We start from the raw sequence: 22802 nt of genomic DNA on the forward strand, positions 1-22802 counted from the left end.
CGAGGCATCAGGGTGGCCCGTCCACGGTCCGGTCCGGGACGAATTGGCGGCAACACCGTCAACCCTGGTGATGACGAGGGGTCCTCGCGGGCGTGCCGGGAGCCACAAGTTACTGATCCTGGCGATGGCGCAGGGGATGTGGACGAAACGTGTGGCTGACAACGATCACGACATCCGGTCGCGATCAGGAGGGCTAGATGTCCGTCGCTCGTTTGCGCGGTGGTGGTACGTCGGATCACCCCACCTCAGCCCCGAAGAGGATCACGGTTCTGGGCGCGGGCGTCGCTGGTCTGGTTGCCGCCGCCGACCTGGAGCGGCTCGGACACCGAGTGCTGATCATGGAGGGAAGCAAACGCATCGGCGGCAGGGTCTACACGCATCGATTCGGCAGAGCCAAGGGTTCCCCGTTCGCCGAGCTCGGCGCGATGCGGATTTCCGTGGGTCATACGCGAACGTTGGGGTACATTGCCCAGCTCGGGTTACTGGACCAGCTCTGCGAGTTCCGGACGACGTTGTCCGACGACGGCAACCTGCTGCGCAGCGAAGACGGCAGCCACGTCCGGGTCCACGAGGCGCAGAAGGAGCTGGTGGGACACCTGACATTCCGTCTGGGAACACAGAAATACCGATACAACACCCTGCTGTTCGGCTCATGGCTGAACGTGTGCCTGAGCGCGGTCGCACCGCAGCGGTTCCAGGATTACCCTGGGACGAACACCGAACTGCTCGATCTGGTTGACCGAATCGACCTGGACTCGTACCTGTACGGCGACAACAGATCGAAGGTGGACCTTCTTTCCCTCTTCTCGGACCACCCGCACCTGCGAGCGCGGATCGCCAGCAAGCACGACCGGTTCCTGTACGACGCGCTCGTCGAAACGAACTTCGCCTTCCGCCTGCGGGACGGCATGGACACGCTCACCACCGCCCTCGCCAGGAAGATCCGCGGAACGATCCTGCTGGGCCACGAGGTGGTCGGGTTGTCGGTCCAAGACCATGACGTGGCCGTCGAGGTTCGCCACGGCACCACAGCCACCACTTGGTACTTCGACTACGTGTTGTGCACGATTCCTTTTTCCGTTTTGCGCGGGCTACGGCTGGACGGGTTTGACGACGACAAGCTGAGCATCATCCGCGAAACCGCGTACTGGCCGGCCACCAAGATCGCTTTTCACTGCCGGGAGCCGTTCTGGATTGCGGACGGAATCTCCGGTGGCGGTTCGGTCACCGGCGGGCTGGTACGGCAGACGTACTACCCGCCCGCGCCGGACGACCCGTCGCTGGGCGCGACGCTGCTCGCAAGCTACACCATTGGCGCCGACGCCGACGAAATCAGCAGGCTCGACCCGGTCACCAGGCGTGCGGTGGTTGTGGAGGAGGTGAGCCGGATGCACCCGAGGCTGCGAGAACCCGGCATGATCCTGGAAACGGCCAGTCAGGTGTGGGGTGAGCACCGCTGGAGCCGGGGGGCGGCCACCATCCGTTGGGCCCAGGATGCCGCCACGCGCGAGGAACAACGGCGAGCGGCGGCACGCCCGCAGAACCGCCTGTTCTTCGCGGGCGAGCACTGCTCATCGGAACCCGCCTGGATCGAGGGGGCGATCGAGTCGGCCATCGACGCCGTGCACAGCGTCGACGCGCACGAGCCGGCCGGCCGCCCGGCGGCCACGCTGGTGAGGAGTACCGATTGAGCATCTTTCATTTGCCACGTCTGCACTTCGCAGGGAGCGCGACGACCCAGTTGCCCACTGGTCCGCGCGGCGGCCTGATGGACCTGGCGACGAACACCGCGCTGGGGGCCGACGGAACGCCTTTCCCCCCTCACAGGCCACCGCAGGAGTACGACGGCCCGCGAGGAGAGCGCTTCGCCGGCAACGGTCACTTCACCGTCGATGCCGTCGTGTCGGGCGTCGAGTTGCGAGCAGGAGAGGTCGACTTCACCGACCCCGCGGTGGGCCGCCGCGTCGACATGTGGGGACACTACAACGAGTACCTCCAGACGACCGTCAACCGCGCCCGCGTATTCGACGTCGACCCGTCGTCGAACTGGACGACCACACTGATGGTCGGCCAGGTCGGGTTCGGCCGTCTCGGGCGCTCGCACGACACCGGGTATGCGCTCACCGGCGACGTGCACGGCTTTCAACCACCGAGGTGGCATGACTTCCGGCGGGGCGCCGTCGTGCACCAGTTCGTGGTGACACTTGAGGATCTGATGTGGTTTGCCGAGAAAAGCGGCTCCCCCGCTGTCACAAGCCTGCGTTCCGCGCTGCGATCGGAGGCCGACGGTCTCGTCGTGCAGTTCGCGCTCGTCACCCCGTCCGCCGCATCCGTCCTGAATGCCCCACAACGCTGGGACCTGCGGGGAACCATCGCCCCTTGGCACCGCACAGAGTTGCGGACGTACCCAGCCGGGCGATTGCTGGTGCCCACCGACCGCGCGCAGGCCCCACACATCTTCTCCGCCGATCTGACGGCCAACGACGTCACGCTGAACATGATCACGGCGATCGGCCCGTGGCTTCCCGCCCACGACCTTCAGTTGCGCACGGCAGGCACCGGGCAGGTCGTCGCCCAGGTGTCACGGCAGTCCTGTGTGGACGCGCTGCGCCACGGTGGCGTGGTGCATGTGCCGCGCGCGAACCCAGTCGGCCGCGATGATGACGAAGCGCTGGTCCTGACGTGCGGGAACAGCGGAGAGACGTTGTCGCACGAGCGGGAGATCAATGTCCAGGTCGACGACGCCTGCCTGTTCCTGGAGCACCCACGCGACGCCGACGATGCGGACCACGACGTCGAGGTGGTGTTCCGGTCCTTCGTCCGCGGCCGCCCCGCGCCGGTGGAAGCCCTGTGGCTGCGGCAGGTCGCCAACCCGAGAGCGCTTCCGCGCGATCCGGACGCAGCGCGGGCGGAAATCGTTCGGCTCCGCGCCGGCGACGCCGACAACTTGTCGAGCGCCTGCGTCGTGAGTACCGACGAGGACGGTCGCGGGCGGTTCACTGTGCGCGGCGCGCGGGCGGGCGCTGCCCGCGTCCTGCTCGCCGTCGAGGCCGGGTGCCCCAACGTCCCGGCGTACGACAACGACGACGAGCTGGGGTTCTGGTCGACCGCCGGCTACCTCTCGGTCCGCGTGTTGCCGGACGACTGGCGGCTCGCGGATCTTCCTGAGGACGAGGTCACCTTCGACCTGATTTGCCGGGAGGTCTTCGCCCCTTATGAGTTCCTGTACTCGTTCATGCGGGAGGAGGTCTTCAGCCTCGCGGACCGGTGCAAGGTGGAGACCTACGCGAAGCTGATCTGGCAGATGTGCGACCCCCGCAACAAGCCGAAGACCTACTACATGCCGCCCACACGCGATCTGACGGAGCCGAAGGCGCGACTGCTGCTGGCTTATCTGCGGGCGCAGCAGAAGCCAGCCCAGGTGCTTCGCACACTGCCTTCGACGGTTCGGTCGGTCAGGCGCCTCTTGACCCGGGCCGAGCTCGTGGCGGCGTTGCGCGACGCCGCCACGCTCGAACTCACGGTGATGACGCAATACCTCTACGCCGCCTACTCGGTCCCGGCGTACGGCGCCGGTCTGGAATACGTCCGCCGGGGCGAGTGGACCCCACGGCAGCTGACTATCGCCTGCGGCGACGGCGGCGAGACGCTCGACGACGGAATTCGCGGAACATTGATCAACGTCGCCCGCGAAGAAATGGTCCACTTTCTACTGGTCAACAATGTGCTGTCGGCCCTCGGCGAGCCGTTCCATGTCCCGAACGTTGATTTCGGGACCATCAACACCGAGTTGCCCGTTCCGCTGGATTTCTCTCTCGAACGCCTGGATTTCGGCAGCATTCAACGCTTCATTCGCATCGAACGACCGGACTGTCTGACCGGCGACGTGCTGCTGGGCGACCGCGCCGGCAGGGCAGACCCGCGCGGTCCCGCCTACTCCTCGCTGAGCGAACTTTACCGCCGTATCAGGCAAGGTCTGCAGGAGATCCCCGGCCTTTTCCTGGTCGAATCCGGACGCGGCGGCGGAGAGCACCACCTGTTCCTGAGGCGGTCGGTCAACCAGCGCCACCCCGATTACCAGTTGGAGGTCGACGACCTCGGCAGCGCCTTGTTCGCCATCGACATCATCACCGAACAGGGTGAAGGCGGTGTGCTGCCCGATCGTGCCAGCCAAACAGGTCATGGCGACGAGCGGTCGCACTACGAGGCATTTTTGGGCGTCGCCGCGGTAATGCGCGACGCCGACTGGGTCCCTTCCTACCCGGTCGTGCGGAACCCGACAGTGCGCGACGGCGGCAAGGCGAGCGAGCACGTCACCGATCCCGAGGCTCGGGAGATCATGCGGCTGTTCAACGACGCCTATTTCGTGATGTTGCAGCTGATGGTGCAGCACTTCGGCACTGGGCACGACACGAGCCTGCGCCGGTCCCGGCTGATGAACGCGGCCATCGACGTGATGACCGGGGTGATGCGACCGCTGGGCGAACTGCTCGTGGTCATGCCGTCCGGGCTGCCGGGCAGGACGGCGGGACCATCGTTCGAACTGGACGCGCCGCCCGCTTTCGTGTCACGTCCCGACGTGGCGGCGCGCGCGGTCGCGATGCGCCTGGACGCCGTCGCCGCACGGGTCACCAGGTGCCCACTTGTGCCCCCACGAGTGGGCGAGCTGAGCACGATGCTTGCCGACCAGTTGCGAGGGTACCTGACACGAAGATGAACGTGACATGTTGTTCACCGGGTGATTTGCGGGGCTGGTGTCGGGCCGGGATGGCGCCGATCCAGAGGGTCAGCCCGATGGCCTTGGCCTGCCTGATGATCTGCCGTGTCATGCGTTGCTTGCCGCACCGGGCCGTGTTGCGCCGGTAGTAGACCGCGCAATTCGAACTCGTACGGCGTCACAGACCCACCGGCGTACCGAGCGGCCCGCCCCATCTTCCCAGCCCCGGAGAGCCCGCGCCGAAGACAGGAGCTTCTGAGATGAATGAACCACTGTACGAAACCGACGTGCTGATCGCGGGCGGCGGCCCGGTCGGCTTGGCGCTGGCACTGGACCTGGCGTATCGCGGCATCGATCACGTCGTCATCGACGAGGGTGATGGGGTTGTCCGCCACCCCAAGGTCAGCACCGTGGGTCCGCGCTCCATGGAACACTTCCGGCGGTGGGGTGTCGCGGACCGCATCCGCGCCGCCGGCTGGCCGGACGACCACCCGCTTGACATCGCCTGGGTCATCCGTGTGGGCGAACACGAGATCCACCGGTTCGAACGAGGCACCGTCCGGGACCGTCCAGCCTTCACCCACACCCCTGAACCCGACCAGGTGTGCCCGGGGCACTGGCTGAACCCCTTGTTGGCGAACGCTGTCGGCATCCACCCGGAGGGCCCGCTGCGGTACCGGTGCCGCATCGAGCGGATCGAGCAGGACTCCGACGCCGTGCGCGCGACCGTCCGCGACCACGCACGCGGGACGACGATGACTGTCGTCGCCCGGTTCCTGGTCGCTTGCGACGGCAGTTCCTCCCCAATCCGCAAGGCGGTCGGCATCAACGCTCCAGCGCGCTACGAGGCGCAGGTGTTCCGCAACATCCTTTTCCACGCCCCGGACCTGGCCAGCCAACTCACCCCAATGGGCCACCGCGCCGCGCTGGTGTACTTCCTGATGCGCTCGGCGGCCCTACGTTATCCGCTGCGATCGCTGGACGGCCACGGCCTCTACAACATGGTCATCGCGGGAGACACCAGCCAGGACGCGATGTCGGTGGTGCGGGATGCCATCGCATTCCAGACCCAGGTGGAGCTGCTGTCTGACAGAGTGTGGCGGCTGACCCACCGCGTCGCGGACCAGTACCGGTCCGGACGGGTGTTTCTCGCGGGTGACGCGGCGCATACTCTGTCCCCTTCCGGCGGATTCGGCATGAACACCGGCGTCGGCGACGCCGCCGACCTCGGCTGGAAACTCGCGGCCGAACTCGACCGCTGGGCCGGTTCACGGCTGCTGGACACCTACGAAACGGAACGGCGCCCGGTGTCGCTGGACAGCCTGGAGGCAGCCAACACGAACCTGAAGCGCACCATGGACCGGGACATCCCGATAGATTTGGGGAAGGACACGCCAGAGGGCGTGCGCGCGCGGGCGACGATGGCTGAACGGCTGATCAGCAGCGGCGCGCGACGCGAGTTCGACGCACCAGAAGTCCACTTCGGGTTCCGCTACCGTTCCCCGATCGTCGTGTCGGACGGCCCCGCCGCCGCGCTACCCCCGGGTTGGCGGCCGGGCAGCGATCCCGGCAGCCGAGCCGCGCACGCCTGGGTACGCCCGGGTGTGTCCACACTGGACCTTTTCGGTCGCGGGTACACGTTGCTCCGCTTCGCGGAGTCCGACCGGCTCGACGGATTCGACCGCGCGTTCGCCCAGCGCAAGGTCCCGCTGCGGACCATGGCGTGCGGCGATCGGGAGCTCGCCCGGCTCTACCGGTACCCATTTGTGCTGGTCCGCCCCGATGGGCACGTGGCGTGGCGCGGCGAGCAGCTCCCGTCCGCGCCGGACGAGCTGGCCGACATCGTACGCGGGGCGTTCTGACATGATGCCGTTCTCCCCCCAAGGCTGGTCAGCCGAGGACGTCGCGAACCCGTACCCGATCTACCGGCGCTACCGCTCGGAGGACCCGGTACACCAGGCCGCGCCAGGCACCTGGTACGTCTTCGGCTACGAACATGTCGCGGAGACGTTGTCCAGCAGGGACTTCAGTCGTAACATGCCCCCGCACCTACCCGGTCGCGACAACGCGTTGCGCCGAAGCGTGGAGAACTGGCTGGTCTTTCTGGACCCGCCCCGGCACACCCGTCTGCGCCGCCTGCTCGCCGCCACATTCTCCCCAATGGTCGCGACCAGCTTACGTCCGCGGGTCGCCGAGATCGCCCACGATCTGCTGCGAGGGTTCACCGATCGGCACGCGGTGGACCTGGTGAAAGACTTCGCGGCGCCGTTGCCGGTGCTGGTCATCTCCGAACTGCTCGGGGTGCCGGCGAGCCTGCACGACTGGTTCCGCGAACGCGCGGAATGGTTGCAGCAGGCCAGCTCCGCACGTGCGGCACGCAACGAGGACGCCTTCACGAAGGCTGAGGCCGCCGCGCGGGAGCTCACCGAGTACTTCCGCGAAGAGGTGCGCCGGCGCTGGAAACCGCGTTCCGACCTCGTCTCGCTGCTGGCCCACGCGGAGGGGCTGACAACCGATGAAATCACCGGAACCTGCGTCCATCTGCTCACCGCAGGGCACGAGACCGCCACGAACCTGATCGGCAAATCGGTGCTCGCCCTGCTTGCCCACCCGAAGGTGCTCGAACGACTGCGGGCTGAACCGAGGTTGGTGCCCGCCGCGGTGGAGGAGCTGATTCGCTACGACCCACCTGTGCAGATGGTGACCCGCTGGGCCACCCAAGTACGGCAGCTGGGTGGCTGGGAGATTCGCAGCGGTGACAAGGTCACGCTCGTGCTCGGGTCAGCCAACCGTGACCCTCGCCAGTTTGCAGAGCCAGACGAACTGCGGCTGGACAGAGGCACCACCCGCCATTGCGGTTTCGGCCTCGGCATTCACTACTGCCTCGGCGCGGCGCTCGCGAGGGCAGAAGCGGAGATCGCCTTGCCCATGCTGCTCGACCTCCTGTCCAACCGCACGGTCACCGACGTTCGCTACGGCCACGACATGGTTTTCCACGGACCGGTCCGGCTGATGTTGACCGTCCGGATCAGGCGGGGTCGGGCTGGGTAAGGCGAATGAGCTCGATCCGGGAGCGGATGTCGAGCTTGCGAAAAACCTTACGCAGATGGAACGCGACGGTATGGTGTGAGATGAACATCCTGTTCGCGACCTGCTTGTTGGTCAGGCCCTCGGCGACCAGGAAGGTAATGGCCCGTTCCGTCTCGGTCAGGCTGTTCATGCCGCTCTTCGGACTTGCCGGGCGCCGCCAGTGCCGTTTGACGACCCCCAGTGCGCGAAGCCGACGGCGGGTGCGTGCCACGTCGCGCTCCGCTCCGGCCGACTGGTACAGCGCGAGCGCGCCTTCCAGTCTCTTCACCGCGGACTTCTCGTCGACCGTACCGAGTCTGGTGCCCAGATCCTCGGCTGCCGACGCACGCGCCCAGAGATCCCGCTGCCCCTCCGCGGCTTCCGACAGTGCCTCGACGTCGTCGCCCAGCAGACCGCGCGCATGCGCCGCCGCCAACGCCAGGGACCGGACGTCCGGATTGTCCTTGGCGAGCAGGACTGCCGCATCCGCCGCCGCAACGGCCCAGTCACGTCTGCCCATCGCCAGTCCCGTGCGTACCATCCACGCTGCGGCGGCACAGTCCACCATGGCAAGCGCTCTGCAGTTGTCGTGACGGATGAACCATTCCAGCGCCTGCGAACAACCGTGGTAGTCGCCATACGCGAGCGCCGACTGGGCTCGTGCCCATTCCAGCGTCACGGCCTTGGTACCGGCCACTTCCGCGGTGGCCCACTTCACCAGTTCGTCTCCCGACTCACCCGGTTCGGATCGGCCCTGCCGCAATGCCACCGTGATCAGTATCGCCAAGGCAGCGGCCAGGTGAACCCGCATGCCGGTATCCCTGGCGATCGTGAGACTCTCGGTCGCCTCGGCCGCGGCGCTCGGCAGCCTCCCGCCAGCCAGTTCAAGCCTGGCGCGCATGAGCTTCGGCAACGCGCCCAGCGTGTAGTCGATGTCCTGCTCGGCATCCGCGACCGCCGACCGCGCATTCTCGAGGTTGCCCAGCCCGGTCAGGATCATCGCGTGCGCCAGCCGTGGATGCCCTGGATGCGTCACCGGTAATCGAGCGTCAGGGGTTACCAGAGCCTCACGGGACCTCTGCAGCGCGGTGGCGAGCGCACCCGACCGCCAGGCCGTCAACGGACAGCACACCGACGTTTGTTCCTCCTCCTGGGACGCATTGGGCGCAGCCCGGACAGTCACCGCCATCGATCGGTTGAGCAGCAATCGCCGAGTAAGGTCGGCGGAAGCGCTCGAATCGGTCAGCAATCCGGCTGCCGCCTCCGCCGCATCCGGGTGACGGTCCTGCAGGGTCAGCGCGGTGGCGAGCCAGTAGCGCAGCACTCTGGCCGCATCGGGTGACACATCCCGGCTGATCGCCTCCCTGGCCAGCTCCACGGCCTGGGCCAGCGGGCCGCCCCTGGTGCAGGCCTCCACCGCGATCATGGCCAGCGACAGCCACTTCTTGCTGTCGCTCGACACCAACTCCAGGCCCCGCATCGCCAGTTCGGCCGCCAAGCGCGGCAACGACGGCAGTGCTTGCTCCGCCGCCTGACACAACAGCTCGACCGAGGCCTCGTCGTGTCGCACCGTTCCATGCAGCAAGTGCTCGGCCGAGTCGATGGCGGAGCCGCCCCGGTTGATCAGCGTCTTCGCCGTCTGACGGTGCAGAGCACCGCGAACCGGCACCGGGATGCCCCGCAGCACCGTTTGCCAGACCATGCCTCGGCGAAACCGCATGTGCTCCTGCGCGCCGTCCAGCACCCTGGCGTTGAGGGCTTCCCGGAATGCGGGCAGCAGCACCGCGACCGGTTGCCCCAGCATTTCCGCGACGTCATCGGGAGTGAACGACCGACCCAGCACGGCCGCCGCTTCCAACGTTTGGCGCGTCTGCGGCGACAGCGCGTCAAGCGCGCGACGAACCAGCGCAGACAAGCACTCAGGCAGTGGTGCACCCGCCGACAGGCCGGTGAACTCGTACTTCAGGCGCGCGATCTTCCCCTCGCAGTGCACCGCCTTCTCCCGGACCAGCCCGTCGAGCAGCCGGACCAAGGCCGCGGCGTTACCTTCGGCGCAGGCCACCAGCTCGGTCAGCGCATCGGCCGGCGCGAAGCCGAGCACATCCTTGGCCACCGCCGCCACTGCTTCGTCGGACAACTGGCGCAGTGGCATATGCACCATGGTTTCCCGGTCTTCCAGATAGCGGAAAAACCGGTCAAGGTGGGATGCGGCCCGGTTCGGACGGCCGGCCAGCACACACACCAGAGGCCGTGTCGGTACCAGGGAGAACAACTTGCCCAAAACTCGTGCGGCCGGCCCGTCCCACCGCAGGTCGTCCAGGGTGATCAGCAGCGGTTCACTGGCCGACTGGCCCTCCAGCACGATCTGGGGGTCGTTCACCCCCGACTCGTTGTCACTCAGCAGACGGGCCAGCACGTCGTGCCGGAGTTCCTCGTCCAGCCCGAACCGCTCCACCCGGAAGCCGCGGGAGACCGCTGCCGCCCTGACCGCCGCAAGCAACGCGGTCTTGCCCACGCCCGCTTCGCCGACGACTGACACGGCGCTGCCGCGTCTCGCCGTGATCGCACTGTCCAGGATCTCCGCGAACCGAGTCAGCTCGGCGTCCCGACCACGCAGCATCCGAGTCGCTGGGTGCTGCCTGTTCCGCTGCCGCAACGCCCTGGGCGTCACGTGGAAACGAGGAAATTCGACAGTACTGCCCGTTCGGTGGCTACGGGCGTTACGGTTACCTGTCACAGTCCGCCTCCATTACCACACCGCATCTTGATCAAGACTTACCGTATTGATGCGATATTGGAAACCCGACAATGACAGGATCGAGAAAATGCGGACAATCTCTGCATAATCGCGCAGTCTGATGCGAAAAGGTTATCAGCGCACGCGATGGCCCAACCTGTCGGAAGATTGTGGATGTGGGCGATCAGTCACCAGGCGCCGCCCGTTATTGGAGCGTGTCTTACGTGGTGTTCGGCTGTCGTTCCGGGATGATCTTGGTTGCGTAGCGGTTGTCGTTGCGGTTGGTGCCGGATGAGTTGTGGGCACTGGCCGAGCCGTTGGTCCCGGAGTTCAAGCCGCGGCCGCACGGTGGTGGGACGGCTCCGTTGCCGGCGCGGGCGGTGTTCGCGGCGATCGTGTATGTGCTGACCAGCAGGTATGCGTGGCGGGACCTGCCGCCGTCGTTCGGGGTGCCGTTTCAGACCGCGCACCGTCGCTTCGGTCAGTGGACCGAGGCGGGGCTATGGCGGCGATTGCACCATGCCGCGCTCGAGGAACTCGGTAGCCGGGGTGTGATCGACTGATCCCGTACCATCCTCGACGGAGCGAGCGTGCGGGCCATAAGCGGCATCGTTGACCGGCCCGAACCCGGTCGATCGCGGCAAACCCGGATCGAAAATCCACGCGCTGTCCGAACGTGGTGGGCTGCCGCTCTCGGTCGACATCTCCGCGGCCACCACCCACGACTCCCAGGCTCTCGAACCCTTGGTCAACGCCATCCCGGCGATCAGGTCCCGGTGTGGCCCGCGTCGGCGCAAACCCGGAACGCTGCCCGCCGACAAGCCCACGACCAGCCCGACCTCCGCCGCCGGGTCCGCAACCACGGCATCGGAATCCACATCGCCCGCAAAGGCATCGAGCCGACGGTCCACTCCAACCGCGACAGTTCCACCGAGAACAAGACAACCCAACCCGAGCAAAACGACCGCCAGCCTGGTGTTCCGGCGCCTCAGCCACGAGCTGGCGACAAGAAGAACGGCGAGAACAAAACAACAGAATGTCCTGCCTGATGAGCACTGTGGAGGACATCAAGAAGCTGGGCAACATCCCCGATGGCGCCACAAGATCCACGGCGGCGCCGGCCGGGTGCCGCCCAATTTTCGCGTCAGGCTTCCCGCAGGCTGCGCGGCCGCATGTCGGTCCAGGCGCGCTCCACGTAGTCCAGGCACTCGGCGCGGGCGGCTGGACCGTGCACCACGGTCCAGCCTGCCGGGATCTCGGCGAAGTGCGGCCACAGCGAGTGCTGGCCTTCGTCGTTGACGAGCACCAGGTGCTCGATCGTGTCGTCGTCGAACGGGTTCTCACTCAACTCCGGCTCCTTCTCATGGTGCGGAACTTGGCGGCCATCACGGACGCGACATGGGCGAGTGCGTGCGGTGCGGCCATCTCGATGTGGCCGAACGGCAGCGTGTGACACTCCACATTGCCGTCCACTATGGACTTCCAGTAGGCGGGGTCGTTCTTCGGACCGCCCAGATACACCAGCTCACCCCGGTAGATGCCGGGCGAGAACTCGGCCGCGAGCCTGGCGTTGGTGGCGGCCACCTCGGTGATCGCGGTCAGTCCCGCCTCGCCGACCTGTTCGAGCATCCCCGGATAGTGATCGGTGAGCAGCCCGCGCACCTCGTCCAGGGTCAGCGGACGCGGCACGCTCAGCGGCGGGTCCAGCAGCACCAGCAGCGGCACCTCCTCCCCCGCGTCCTGCAGCGCCGTCGCCACGGCGTGGGCGAGCGTGGCGCCGAACGAGTAGCCGAACAGGTGGTACGGACCGTGCGGCCGCATCCCCTGGATCGCCTCGACGAACCCGCCCACCAGCTCGGTCGGCGACTCGGGCAGTCCGCCCTCGTCGCGCAGGCCCCGGCACTGCAGCCCGTACACCGGCCGGCCCGGGCCCAGCGTGCGCAGCAGCCCAGCGTACCGCCAGCTCAACCCCGACAGCGGGGGCAAGCAGAACAGCGGTTCCTGGCGGCCGTGCGTCCGCAGCGGCAGCACCACGTCGAAGGGATCGCCGTCGGTCTCCCCCGAGTCGAGCACCTCCAGCAACCGGGCCGGGGTGGGCGCCTCGAACAGCTGCCGGATCGACAGCTCCGTGCCCAGCACGGTCCGGATCCGCCCGGCCAGCCTGGTCGCGAGCAGGGAATGCCCGCCCAGCGCGAAGAAGTCGTCGTCGAGGCCGACCTCACCGGTCCCCAGCACCTCGCCGAACAGCTCGGCGAGCAGCCGCTGCCGCGGGGTGACGGCACGCCGGGCCGGGCCGGCGGCGCCGAACTCGACGGCCGGCAGCGCGCGGCGGTCCAGCTTGCCGTTGGCGGTCAGTGGAAGCGACTCGAGGGACACGAACGCCGCCGGGATCATGTAGTCCGGCAACCGCTCGCCCAGCCACCCGACGAGGTCGCGCATGCTGCCCACGACGTAGGCGACCAGCCGTCTGCCCTCGTGCGCGGTCACCGCGGCCTGCTCGACCCCCGGGCAGTCCAGGATCGCGGTCTCCACCTCGCCGAGCTCGATCCGGAACCCGCGGAGCTTCACCTGGTGGTCAGCCCGGCCGGCGAAGTGCAGCACGCCGTCCTCGTCGCGGCGCACGAGGTCTCCGGTGCGGTACATGCGGGCACCGGGCGGGCCGAACGGGTCGGCCACGAACCGTTCCGCGCTCAGCCCGGGCCGGCCGAGGTAACCGCGGGCCAGGCCCGGCCCGGCGAGGTACAGCTCCCCCACCACGTCCGGTGACACCGGTTTCAGCGCGCGGTCCAGCACCCGCACCGCACCGCCGGCGATCGGCCGCCCGATCGGCGGCGGCTCGTCCGGCGAGGTCTCGGTGTACCACGCCGTGACGTACACGGTGGCCTCCGTCGGACCGTACACATTGGCAACGCGGGCGCCGGGCGCCGCTTCGAGCACGTCGTCGACCACGGCCGCGGGCAGCGCCTCGCCGCAGAAGACGACGGTGGCCGTGCGCTCGGGTAGGCCGCGGTCGGCGACCAGCGCGGCCAGCACCGACGGAACGCCGCTGACCAGCTGCACGTGCGGCCGCTCGGGCAGGGCCAGCGGGCCGGATACGACTTCGAGGCAGCCGCCGCACAGCAGCGGGGCGAACAGCTCGAACACCGAGACGTCGAAGTTCAGCGACGTGGAGAACCCGACGCGGGCAAGGCCCTCGGGACCGAACTCGCCGGCTGCCCACCGGCACAGCGTCACCACGCTTCCGTGGGTGACCACGACGCCCTTCGGTCGTCCGGTCGAGCCGGACGTGTAGATGACGTACGCCGGGTGCGCCGGGTGCGGGTCGTGCCCCACCGGTTCGTCCGGGAACTCCGCCGCGTCGCCGGCGACGAGCACCGGCGCGTCCGGCGGCAGGGTGGCCCGGGTGTCCAGTGTGGACAAGATGGCCACCGGTTCGGCATCGGCCACGATGAACGCGAGCCGTTCGGCGGGGTAGCCAGGGTCCAGCGGCAGGTAGGCCGCACCGGACTTGAGCACCGCGAGCAGCGCCACGACGAGGTCGGCGGTGCGCGGCAGCGCGACGCCCACGACGCGTTCGGGACCGGCGCCGGCGGCGATCAGCCGGTGGGCCAGCCGGTTCGCCGCGGCGTGCAGCTCCCGGTAGGTCAGCTCCACCGGACCGGAGACGACTGCGGTCACGTCCGGGGTGCGGGCGGCCTGATCCTCGAACACCCGCACCAGGTTCGTCTCGGCGCCGCAACCGGGTTCCTCCTCGCGCACGCCGAACACGTCGAGCCGTCCCGTGGGCAGGCCGGGGTCGTCGGCGATCGCGGTGACCACGCGCACCAGCCCGTCCAGCAGGCGCTGCGCCCAGGCGGTGCCGAACAGGTCGGGCCGGTAGGCGAGCCGGAACCGCATCCGCTCCGCCGGGACCGCGACCAGCTGCACGGGGTAGTTCGTCGCGTCACGGCCCCACACGCCGGTGATCCGGACCTCGCCGGGCGCCGCCTCAACGGGCTCCAGAGGCTGGTTTTCGAACACCACCAGCGTGTCGAACAGCTCGCCGCCGCCCGCGACGCGGCGGATCTCCGCCAGGCCGAGATGCTGGTGGTCCAGCAGCGCCGCCCAGTCCTGCTGGACGCGGCGGAGGAGGTCGCCGAGTGATTCGGCGAGGCCGGTGCGCACCCGCACCGGGACAGAGTTGATGAACAGCCCGATCATCGCCTCGGCGCCGGGCAGATCCGCGGGCCTGCCGGCGACCGTCTGTCCGAAGAGGACGTCGTCGCGCCCGGTCACCCTGGCGAGCACGATCGCCCAGGCGGCCTGCACCGCGGTGTTCACCGGGATCCCGAGCTCGCGGACCCGCGCGGCCAGCCGCTGCCCGGGCTCGGCGGGCAGCTCCGCGCGCACCTGCTCCGGCAGGATCTGCCCGTGTCCGGTGCCGGGCGGAGCCAGCAGCGTCGGCTCGTCCACATCGGACAGTGTGGCGCGCCAGGCGGCGACGGCGGCCGCGGTGTCTCGGCGGCCGAGCCAGGACAGGAAGTCGCGGTAGGGCCGCACCGGCGGCAGCGGTGTGCCGTCGTAGAGCGCGAGCAGTTCCCGCACCAGGATCGGCATCGACCAGCCGTCGAGCAGGATGTGGTGGTGGGTCAACAGCAAGCGGTACCGCTGCGGGCCCAGCCGAGCCAGCAGCATCCGCAGCAGCGGGGGCTTGACCGGGTCGAACCGCTCGGTGCGGTCGGCGTCGAGCAGCCGCGCCCACTCGGCGTCCGCATTCGCGGCCTCGGTCAAATCCGTCTCGGTCCACGGCAGCGTGACCCGCTCGGCCACCACCTGCACCACCCCGCCGTCGCGGCGCTGCCGAAACCCGCAGCGCAGGTTGGCTTGACGCTCGAGCAGCGCCTCCCCGGCGGTCCGCAGGCGTGCCGGGTCGAGCGGCCCGGTCAGGTCGAGCGCGACCTGCACGAGGTAGACGTCCACGGCATCGGTGTCGAACCGGCTGTGGAAGAACATCCCCTCCTGCAGCGGTGTCAGCGGCAGGATCTCGGTGGTCACTCGTCCTCCCAGTCGTCCAGATCGTCCAGCGCGGCGTCGATGAGACGGCCGAGCTCGTGGCACCACTTCCGGGCCAGTTCCGCGACGTCCGCCTCGGACAGCAGGGCCGCGGGCCAGGTCCAGGTGGCGTCCAGCACCGGGCCGTCCGGGCCGTCACGGACGGCGGCGGTGAGGTCCACGGCGTGCGCGGCGGGCAGCCGCGGGTCCAGCCCGCTGCCGGTCGCCGCGGACTCCGGCGCGAAGGTCCAGTCCCCGTCGCCGGGCACGGCGAACCGGCCGAGGTAGTTGAAGGAGACCTGCGGGGCGGGCAGCGCGGCCAGTTCCGGCGCGGTGCGCGGGTTGAGGTGGCGCAGCAGCCCATGCCCGAAGCCGTGCGCAGGATTGACGTGACGGCCGTCGCGCCGCAGCCGGACCGGGTGCAGCGCGGTGAACCAGCCGACCGTCCGCGACAGGTCGATCTCCGCGGCGAACTCCTCACGCCCGTGCGTCTCGACGTCCACCAGCAGCTCGTCGGTGCCGAACGCGCGGACGAGCGCGGTCAGCAGCACGTCGGTGACCGTCGTGGTGCCGACCGCCGGGACCGTGGTCAGCAGCGGCCCGGTGCGGCCGGGCGGCAGGCTCACGGTGAGCGAGCGGGACGTGCCCGCGGTGTCGGACGCAGGGTCCAGCGGGCGGCCGCCCAAGAGCGGTTCGGTGATCGCGGCGACCTCGTGCCACACGGCCGGGTCGCCGGTGACCGCCGGATCGTCCGCACCTCTGGTGAGCCGCGTCGCCCAGTACCGGAACGAGGTGCCGACCGGCGGCAGCGGGCGACGGTCCCAGGCCCGGGCGAGGTCTTCGGCCAGGATCCGCCACGACACACCGTCGACGACCAGGTGGTGCACGGTCAGCAGGAGCCGCCCGGCCCGGCCCGGGCCGGGGTCGAGCCACACCGCGCGCAGCATGACGCCGGCGCCTGGGTCCAGGGCGGCACGGGCCTTCTCGGCCTCCTCTTCGACGGCGGAGACGAAATTCGCTGCCACGCGGCGGGTCAGCACCTCGGTGCCGGTCACCGAACCGCGCGGCAGGACCCGCAGTGTGGTCCCGTCGAAGCGGGCGCGCAGCATGTCGTGGTGGCCACGCACGACGTCCACAGTGGACACAAGACGGTCGAAGCCGGCGTCGGCGGGCACGCGCAGCACCACGGACTGGCTGAACCTGTCGAACGAGCCTCCGCGCTCCAGCAGCCAGTGCATGACCGGGGTCAGCGGGACGTCGCCGATCGCGTCCCCGGTAGCCGTGGTCCGCGGGCCGGACACGGACGCGGCGAGCCGGGCGGCGGTCTGGTGCTCGAACACCGCCCGCAGGGTGATGTCCTCACCGGACTCTCGGGCGAGACCGACGAGCCGGATGGCGCTGATACTGTCCCCGCCGAGAGCGAAGAACCCGTCGTCGACGCCGACCTGCGGCAGCCCCAGCACCTGCGCGTAGAGCGAGCACAGCAGCTCCTCGGCGGGCGTGACGGGTTCCCGGCCCGCAGGTTCCCGCGCGGGGGCCGGCAGCGCGGCCCGGTCGACCTTGCCGCTCGACGTGAGCGGCAGGGCCGGCAGGCCCACCACCGCGGACGGCACCATGTATCCGGGCAACTCGGCGCGCAGCCGGTCCAGGTCGGCCTCGCCGACGACGTGCGCGACGAGCCGGCGCAGGCCCGGGGTGTCCTCGCGGACTGTTACCACGGCTTGGCTCACCCCGGGCTGCCGGGTCAGTGCCGCCTCGATCTCGCCCAGCTCGATCCGGAAGCCGCGCAGCTTGACCTGGTGGTCGCGTCGGCCCCGGTACTCCAGTTGCCCGTCGGGCCCCAACTGGGCGAGGTCACCGGTGCGGTACATGCGGGTGCCCGGTGGCCCGAACGGGTCGGCGACGAAGTGCGCCGTGCTCAGCCCCGGCCGGTTCGCGTAGCCCCGGGCCAGACCCGCACCGGCGAGGTACAGCTCACCGACGACACCAGGCGGCACGGGCCGCAGCGCCGCGTCGAGGATCCGGAAGGTCGTGTTCGCGACGGGCCGCCCGATCGGCGGGGCGGCGGCCGCGGGCACGAGCGGGTCGCTGATCGTCGCGCACACCGTCGACTCGGTGGGGCCGTAGGCGTTGCGCATCCGCCGGCCCGGTGCCCAGCGTTCGACGAGGGCGGCCGGGCAGGCTTCGGCGCCGACCAGCAGCGTCTCGAGGTGCGGATACTCGCCGGGCGGCACCGTCGCCAGTGCGCTCGGCGGGACGAGGGTGTGGCTGATCGCGCCGGTCGTGAGGACGTGCGCCAGGTCGTCGCCCAGCAGCTTGCCCTCCGGCGGCACGACGAGCGTGGCCCCGGCGGCGAAGGCCATCAGCATCTCCATCACCGAGGCGTCGAAACCGGGCGCGGAATACTGGAGGACCCGGGAGTCCGTGGTCAGGTCGAACCGCTCGGTCATGGTGACCGCGAGGCTGTTGACCCCGGTGTGCGGCACGACGACGGCCTTGGGCGCACCGGTCGAGCCCGACGTGTGGATCAGGTACGCGGCCTGCTCCGGGCGGGTGTGCCGTGGCGGTCGTGCGGCGGGGCCGTCCGATGAGGACAGGTCGGCGGCACGCACCACGCACGCCGGGGCGGGGTCGTCGAGCATCAGCTCGATGCGTGCGGGCGGCAGCGTGGGGTCCACGGGCAGGAACGCGGCACCGGTCTTGGCCGCGGCCAGCACGGCGACCAGGCGCGCGGCCGACCGGGGCAGCACCACCGCGACGACCCGGTCCGGGCCGGCGCCCTGCGCCAGCAGCCGGTGAGCGAGCCTGTTGGCCCGCTCGTCCAGCTCGCGGTAGGTCAGCTCGCCCTCGGCGGACACCACCGCGACCGCGTCCGGCCGGACGGCCGCGTGCCGCTCGACCAGGTCAGCGATCGTCCGGGTCGGCAGGTCCCGGGTGGTCGCGCCGGTCTCGGCCAGCAGGCGCCGTTCGGCCTCGGTCGTCACGTCGATCGCGGACAGGCGGCGGTCCGGGTTCGCGGCCGCTGCCTCGAGCACCAGCCGCAGGCGGGTGGCGAGCAGTCCGGCGGTCTCGTGGTCGAACAGGTCGGCGTTGTACCCCAGCACCATGTCCACCCGGTCGCCGTTCTCCCGGAACAGCAGCGACAGGTCGAACTTCGCCTGCCCGGTCTCGACCGGTTCACGACGCACGGCCAGGCCGGTCAGCTCCGGGTCCGGCTCGGGCACGTTCTGCAGCACGACCATGACCTGGAACAGGGGGTGGCGCGCCAACGACCGCTGCGGGTTGAGCACGTCTACGAGGTGTTCGAACGGGACGTCCGCGTGCTCGTAAGCGGCCAAGTCGAACTCGCGGACCCGGCCCACCAGCTCGCGGAACGTCGGGTCACCGGAGGTGTCGGTGCGCAGCACGAGGTTGTTGACGAAGAACCCGACCAGGTCGTCCAGCGCCGCGTCGGCGCGGCCGGCGATCGGGGTGCCGAGCGGGATGTCGGTGCCGGCGCCGAGCCGGGTCACCAGAGTGGCCACCCCCGCCTGTAGCACCATGAACAGCGTCGCGCGGGAGTCGGCGGCCAGCTTTGCCAAGGCCCGGCGCAGTCCTGGACCAAGTGCCGACACGACCCGACCGCCGCGGCCGCTGGGCTCGGCGGGCCGGGCGCGGTCGGCCGGCAGCGCCAGCTCCTCCGGCAGGCCCGCGAGCGCCTCACGCCAGAACGCGGTCTGGGCTGCCAGGACGCTGTCCGGATCATCCTCACGACCCAGCAGTTCCCTTTGCCAGAGCGCGAAATCGCCGTACTGCACCGGCAGCCGCCGCCAATCCGGGACCCGGCCCGTGAGCCGCGCGGCATACGCGGTGCGCAGGTCCGCGAGCAGGGGCCGCAGCGACCAGCCGTCCGCCGCGATGTGGTGGATCACGAGCAGGAGCACGTGCTCCTCGCCACCGACGGAGTACAGCATCGCCCGCAGCGGCCGGTCGTGTGCCAGGTCGAACGGCCGGGTCGCGGCCGAGGCCAGCAGCGACGGCAGCTCGTCCGCTGTGGACTCGACGACGGTGAGGCTCACCTCCGGCTCGAGGACCCGTTGGCACGCGACACCGGACGTGTCCGGATAGATCGTGCGCAGCACCTCGTGCCGGGCCGTCATGTCGCGCACAGCAGCTTCGAGGGCGGCGCGGTCGAGCGGCCCGGACAGCCGCAGCGCGACCGGAACCGGGTAGATCGCGGTCGCCCCGCCGAGCCGGTTGAGGAACCAGAGTCGTTGCTGCGCAGGGGAAAGCGGCAGGTTTCCGGTGCGTTCGGCCGCGGCCAGCGCCGGGCGGGCGCGACCTGTCCCGCGCAGCACGACGGCGAGCTCCGCCACCGTCGGATGCGTGAACACCTCACGGACGGGCAGCTCGGTGCCGAACAGCGCACGGACCCGCGCCACCAACCGCATCGCGAGCAGAGAATCGCCGCCCAGCGCGAAGAAACCGTCGTCCACGCCGACCGCGGGCACGCCGAGCACCTCGGCGAACAGCCCGCACAGGATCTCCTCCTGCGGCGTGCCCGGCGGCCGGCTCGCCGCCCGGAACTCCGGCCGGGGCAGCGCGGCCCGGTCGATCTTGCCGTTGGCGCGCAGCGGCAGGGTCTCCAGCCGCACGAACGCGGCGGGCACCATGTGCTCGGGCAGGTGGCGGCGAAGGCGCGCGAGCAGCTCCGGTTCGGTGAACTCCCCGGTGAGGTGAGCGATCAGCCGTCCGTCCACAAGCGACACCACGGCGCCGGTGAGGCCGGGGTGTGCCAGGAGCACGACCTCCACCTCGCCGGGCTCGACGCGGTAGCCGCGCACCTTGACCTGCTCGTCGGCGCGGCCGGCGAACTCGAAGGCCCCGTCCGGGCGCCGCACCGCGAGGTCGCCGGTACGATACATCCGCTCACCGGGCCGCCCGAACGGGTCGGCCACGAACCGTTCCGCGGTCAGCCCGGGCCGGCCGAGGTAGCCGCGAGCCAGCCCGGCGCCCACGAGATACAGCTCGCCGACGACACCCGGCGGGACCGGCCGCAGCGCGGCATCGAGCAGGTAGCCGGCCATCCCGTCGAGCGGCCACCCAATCGGCACGGACGCGCCCAGGCGCGCGGCGTCGCTCACCGGCCCGCGCAGCGCGAACGTGGTGGTCTCGGTGGGCCCGTAGCCGTTGATGACGACCAGGCCAGGGCAGGCGGACAGCACCCGCCGCACCGCGTCCGGCGGCACCACGTCACCGCCGGCCCACACCTCCCGCAGTCCTCGAAGGCACGTCGGGTCCTGCTCGGCCACCAGGCGGAACAGACCAGCGGTGAGCCACATCGCGGTGATGCGGTGCCGCGCGACGAGGTCCGCGAGCACCGTCGGCTCGATCCGCCCCGGCGGCGCGACCACGACCCGTCCGCCGGTCAGCAGCGGCACCCACAGTTCGTAGGTGGACGCGTCGAAGGTGTGCGGCGAGTGCAGCAGCACGCAGTCGTGACAGGCGAAGGCGGAGTCGGCGGCCAGGGCCGTGACGTCCCGGTGCCGGGTCACGACGCCCTTCGGCCGGCCGGTTGAGCCGGACGTGTACATGACGTACACCGGGTGATCCGGTGACAGTGGACGGTCCTCATTGGACATCGCGGCGAGTTCGTGGACGCCGTCCTCGTCGATCAGCAGGACCGGCGCCGCGTCGGCGAGCACGGCCTCACGGCGGGCCGGCGGGCCGGCCGGGTCGAGCGGCAGCGCGGCAGCGCCGGACCGGGCCACCGCCAGCAGCGTCACAACCAGCTCCAGCGAGCGGCGCAGCACCACGGCGACGAACCGCTCCGGCCCCGCGCCCCGCGCCCTCAGCTGGCGAGCCAACTCCCCGGCCCGCGCGTCCAGTTCGGTGTAGGTGAGCCGGGTTTCGCCATCCACCACGGCGATCGAGTCCGGCACACGGCGGACCTGCGCGGCGAACCGCTCGGGCACGGTCGCGGCCTCGACCGGATCCGGAGCGGCCACGAGCCGGTCCCGCTCGCCGGGCAGCAGCACCCCGATCCGCCGGACCGGCTGGTTCGCCTCGCGCGCGATCCCCTCCAGCACCACGCCCAGCCGGTCGAGGACCTCTTTCGAGGGCAGCCCGGGCCGCGACGACAGCCGCATCGCGAGCATCCGGCCCGGCAGCACGGCCAGCGTGTACGAGTAGTGGGTGGCGTCGTGGCCCCCGGCCACCGCCATCCGCGGCCCGTCGCCGGCCTCGGCCTCGTGCGCGGGGTGGTTCTCGAAGGCCAGGAGCGTATCGAACAGCGCGCTCACCCCGGCGGCGCGGTGGATCTCGACCAGCCCGAGGTGCTGGTGCTCCCACAGCGCGGCCCGCAGCGTGCGCAGCCGGGTCAGCAGGCCGGCGACGGTTTCCGTCTCGTCCCAGCGCACCCGCACCGGCACGGTGTTGAGGCAGAACCCGATCAGCTCCGCCGCGCCCGGCATCTCCGGCGGCCGGATCGACACCGCCTGCCCGAACACGACGTCCCGGCTGGCCGTGAGCCGGCCGAGCAGCAGCCCCCAGGCCGCCTGAACGAGCGTCCCCAGCGTCACACCGTGTCGCTGTGCCACCGACCGCAGCGCGGCGGTCACGTCCTCGGACACCTCGCCGAACGTCTCCTGTGGACGGTCGTGCCGCGTGGCCGGCGGCGCGAGCAGCGTTGGCCCGGACACCCCGTCCAGCGCCTCCCGCCAGGCCCGCGCGGCGGCGTCCCGGTCCTGCCGCGCCAGCCACATCTGGTAGTCCCGAAAGGACGCCGCGCGCGGTGGGGTCCGGCCCTCGTACCGCTCCCGGAGCCGCTTCGGCAGCAGTTGCTTGGACCACCCGTCGAGCAGGATGTGGTGGTTGGTAATGGCGAGCTTGTACCGCTGCCGCCCGAGAGTGACCAGCAGCATGCGGAAAAGTGGCGGCTTCGCCGGGTCGAAGGGACGCAGCCGTTCCTCGGCCAGCACGCCGCCGATCCGGCCGGGCTCATCGCTCAGGTCGATTTCGGTCCACGGCAGGGTGAGCCGGTCCGGGATCAGCTGCACCGGACGGCCGGCGGCCCGCTGCCGGTACGCCGCACGCAGCCCCGGGTGGTCGTCCACAAGGGACTGTGCGGCGGCCCGCAGCGCGGCGAGGTCCCACGGCCCGGTGAGGTCGAGAACCAGTTGAGCGGTGTAAACGTCGTCGCCCGGCCCGTCGGCCACGGCATGGAACAGCAGCCCCTCCTGAAGGGGCGACAACGGCAGCACGTCCATG

At 70.2% G+C, this 22802-nt stretch carries 8 protein-coding genes and 1 pseudogene; 5 read left to right on the top strand and 4 right to left on the bottom strand.

Annotation, left to right across the window (positions count from 1 at the left end; translation table 11 throughout):
• Nucleotides 1-197 precede the first annotated feature (197 nt).
• The 4 genes from VJT49_RS16070 (at nucleotide 198) to VJT49_RS16085 (ending at nucleotide 7768) form a co-directional block, all read left to right on the top strand.
• The gene (locus VJT49_RS16070) at nucleotides 198-1691 is read left to right on the top strand and encodes an NAD(P)/FAD-dependent oxidoreductase (protein ID WP_324165630.1); all 1494 of its coding nucleotides are present in this window, start codon (nucleotides 198-200) and stop codon (nucleotides 1689-1691) included.
• Nucleotides 1688-4717, top strand: a complete 3030-nt coding sequence (locus VJT49_RS16075; protein ID WP_324165631.1) for a ferritin-like domain-containing protein — start codon at nucleotides 1688-1690, stop codon at nucleotides 4715-4717. Before VJT49_RS16070 ends, VJT49_RS16075 begins: the two co-directional genes overlap by 4 nt.
• A gap of 260 nt (nucleotides 4718-4977) precedes the next feature.
• Nucleotides 4978-6579 (top strand): FAD-dependent monooxygenase, encoded by a 1602-nt coding sequence (locus VJT49_RS16080; RefSeq protein ID WP_324165632.1) that lies wholly within the window; start codon nucleotides 4978-4980, stop codon nucleotides 6577-6579.
• 1 nt (nucleotide 6580) lies between these two features.
• Nucleotides 6581-7768: a cytochrome P450 gene (locus VJT49_RS16085; protein WP_324165633.1), complete on the top strand. Its 1188-nt coding sequence runs from the start codon at nucleotides 6581-6583 to the stop codon at nucleotides 7766-7768.
• Here the strand turns inward: VJT49_RS16085 and VJT49_RS16090 are convergent.
• Complete coding sequence (locus tag VJT49_RS16090; RefSeq protein WP_324165634.1) at nucleotides 7746-10406, bottom strand: LuxR C-terminal-related transcriptional regulator; 2661 nt, start codon at nucleotides 10404-10406, stop codon at nucleotides 7746-7748. The two genes, VJT49_RS16085 and VJT49_RS16090, sit on opposite strands and share 23 nt — an antisense overlap.
• 386 nt (nucleotides 10407-10792) lie before the next feature.
• On the opposite strand from VJT49_RS16090, the pseudogene VJT49_RS16095 reads away from it, so the two are divergent.
• Nucleotides 10793-11422: pseudogene (locus VJT49_RS16095) on the top strand (IS5 family transposase); the annotation flags it as partial.
• 245 nt (nucleotides 11423-11667) lie between these two features.
• Here VJT49_RS16095 and VJT49_RS16100 read toward each other — a convergent pair.
• The 3 genes from VJT49_RS16100 to VJT49_RS16110 are packed head-to-tail and all read right to left on the bottom strand — an operon-like array spanning nucleotide 11668 to nucleotide 22801.
• On the bottom strand, nucleotides 11668-11871 hold the full coding sequence (locus VJT49_RS16100) for an MbtH family protein (protein WP_324165635.1): 204 nt from the start codon (nucleotides 11869-11871) through the stop codon (nucleotides 11668-11670).
• On the bottom strand, nucleotides 11868-15557 hold the full coding sequence (locus VJT49_RS16105) for an amino acid adenylation domain-containing protein (protein ID WP_324165636.1): 3690 nt from the start codon (nucleotides 15555-15557) through the stop codon (nucleotides 11868-11870). Before VJT49_RS16105 ends, VJT49_RS16100 begins: the two co-directional genes overlap by 4 nt.
• Nucleotides 15554-22801: a non-ribosomal peptide synthetase gene (locus tag VJT49_RS16110; RefSeq protein ID WP_324165637.1), complete on the bottom strand. Its 7248-nt coding sequence runs from the start codon at nucleotides 22799-22801 to the stop codon at nucleotides 15554-15556. Before VJT49_RS16110 ends, VJT49_RS16105 begins: the two co-directional genes overlap by 4 nt.
• Nucleotide 22802: the final 1 nt, after the last annotated feature.

This window comes from Amycolatopsis sp. (assembly GCF_035276945.1).
Taxonomy (GTDB): Bacteria; Actinomycetota; Actinomycetes; order Mycobacteriales; family Pseudonocardiaceae; genus Amycolatopsis_E.

Coding starts and splice junctions, on each gene's coding strand:
- VJT49_RS16070 (WP_324165630.1), top strand. CDS start 198: ATGTCCGTCGCTCGTTTGCGCGGTGGTGGTACGTCGGATCACCCCACC.
- VJT49_RS16080 (WP_324165632.1), top strand. CDS start 4,978: ATGAATGAACCACTGTACGAAACCGACGTGCTGATCGCGGGCGGCGGC.
- VJT49_RS16085 (WP_324165633.1), top strand. CDS start 6,581: ATGATGCCGTTCTCCCCCCAAGGCTGGTCAGCCGAGGACGTCGCGAAC.
- VJT49_RS16090 (WP_324165634.1), bottom strand. CDS start 10,406: ATGCTGCGTGGTCGGGACGCCGAGCTGACTCGGTTCGCGGAGATCCTG.
- VJT49_RS16110 (WP_324165637.1), bottom strand. CDS start 22,801: ATGGACGTGCTGCCGTTGTCGCCCCTTCAGGAGGGGCTGCTGTTCCAT.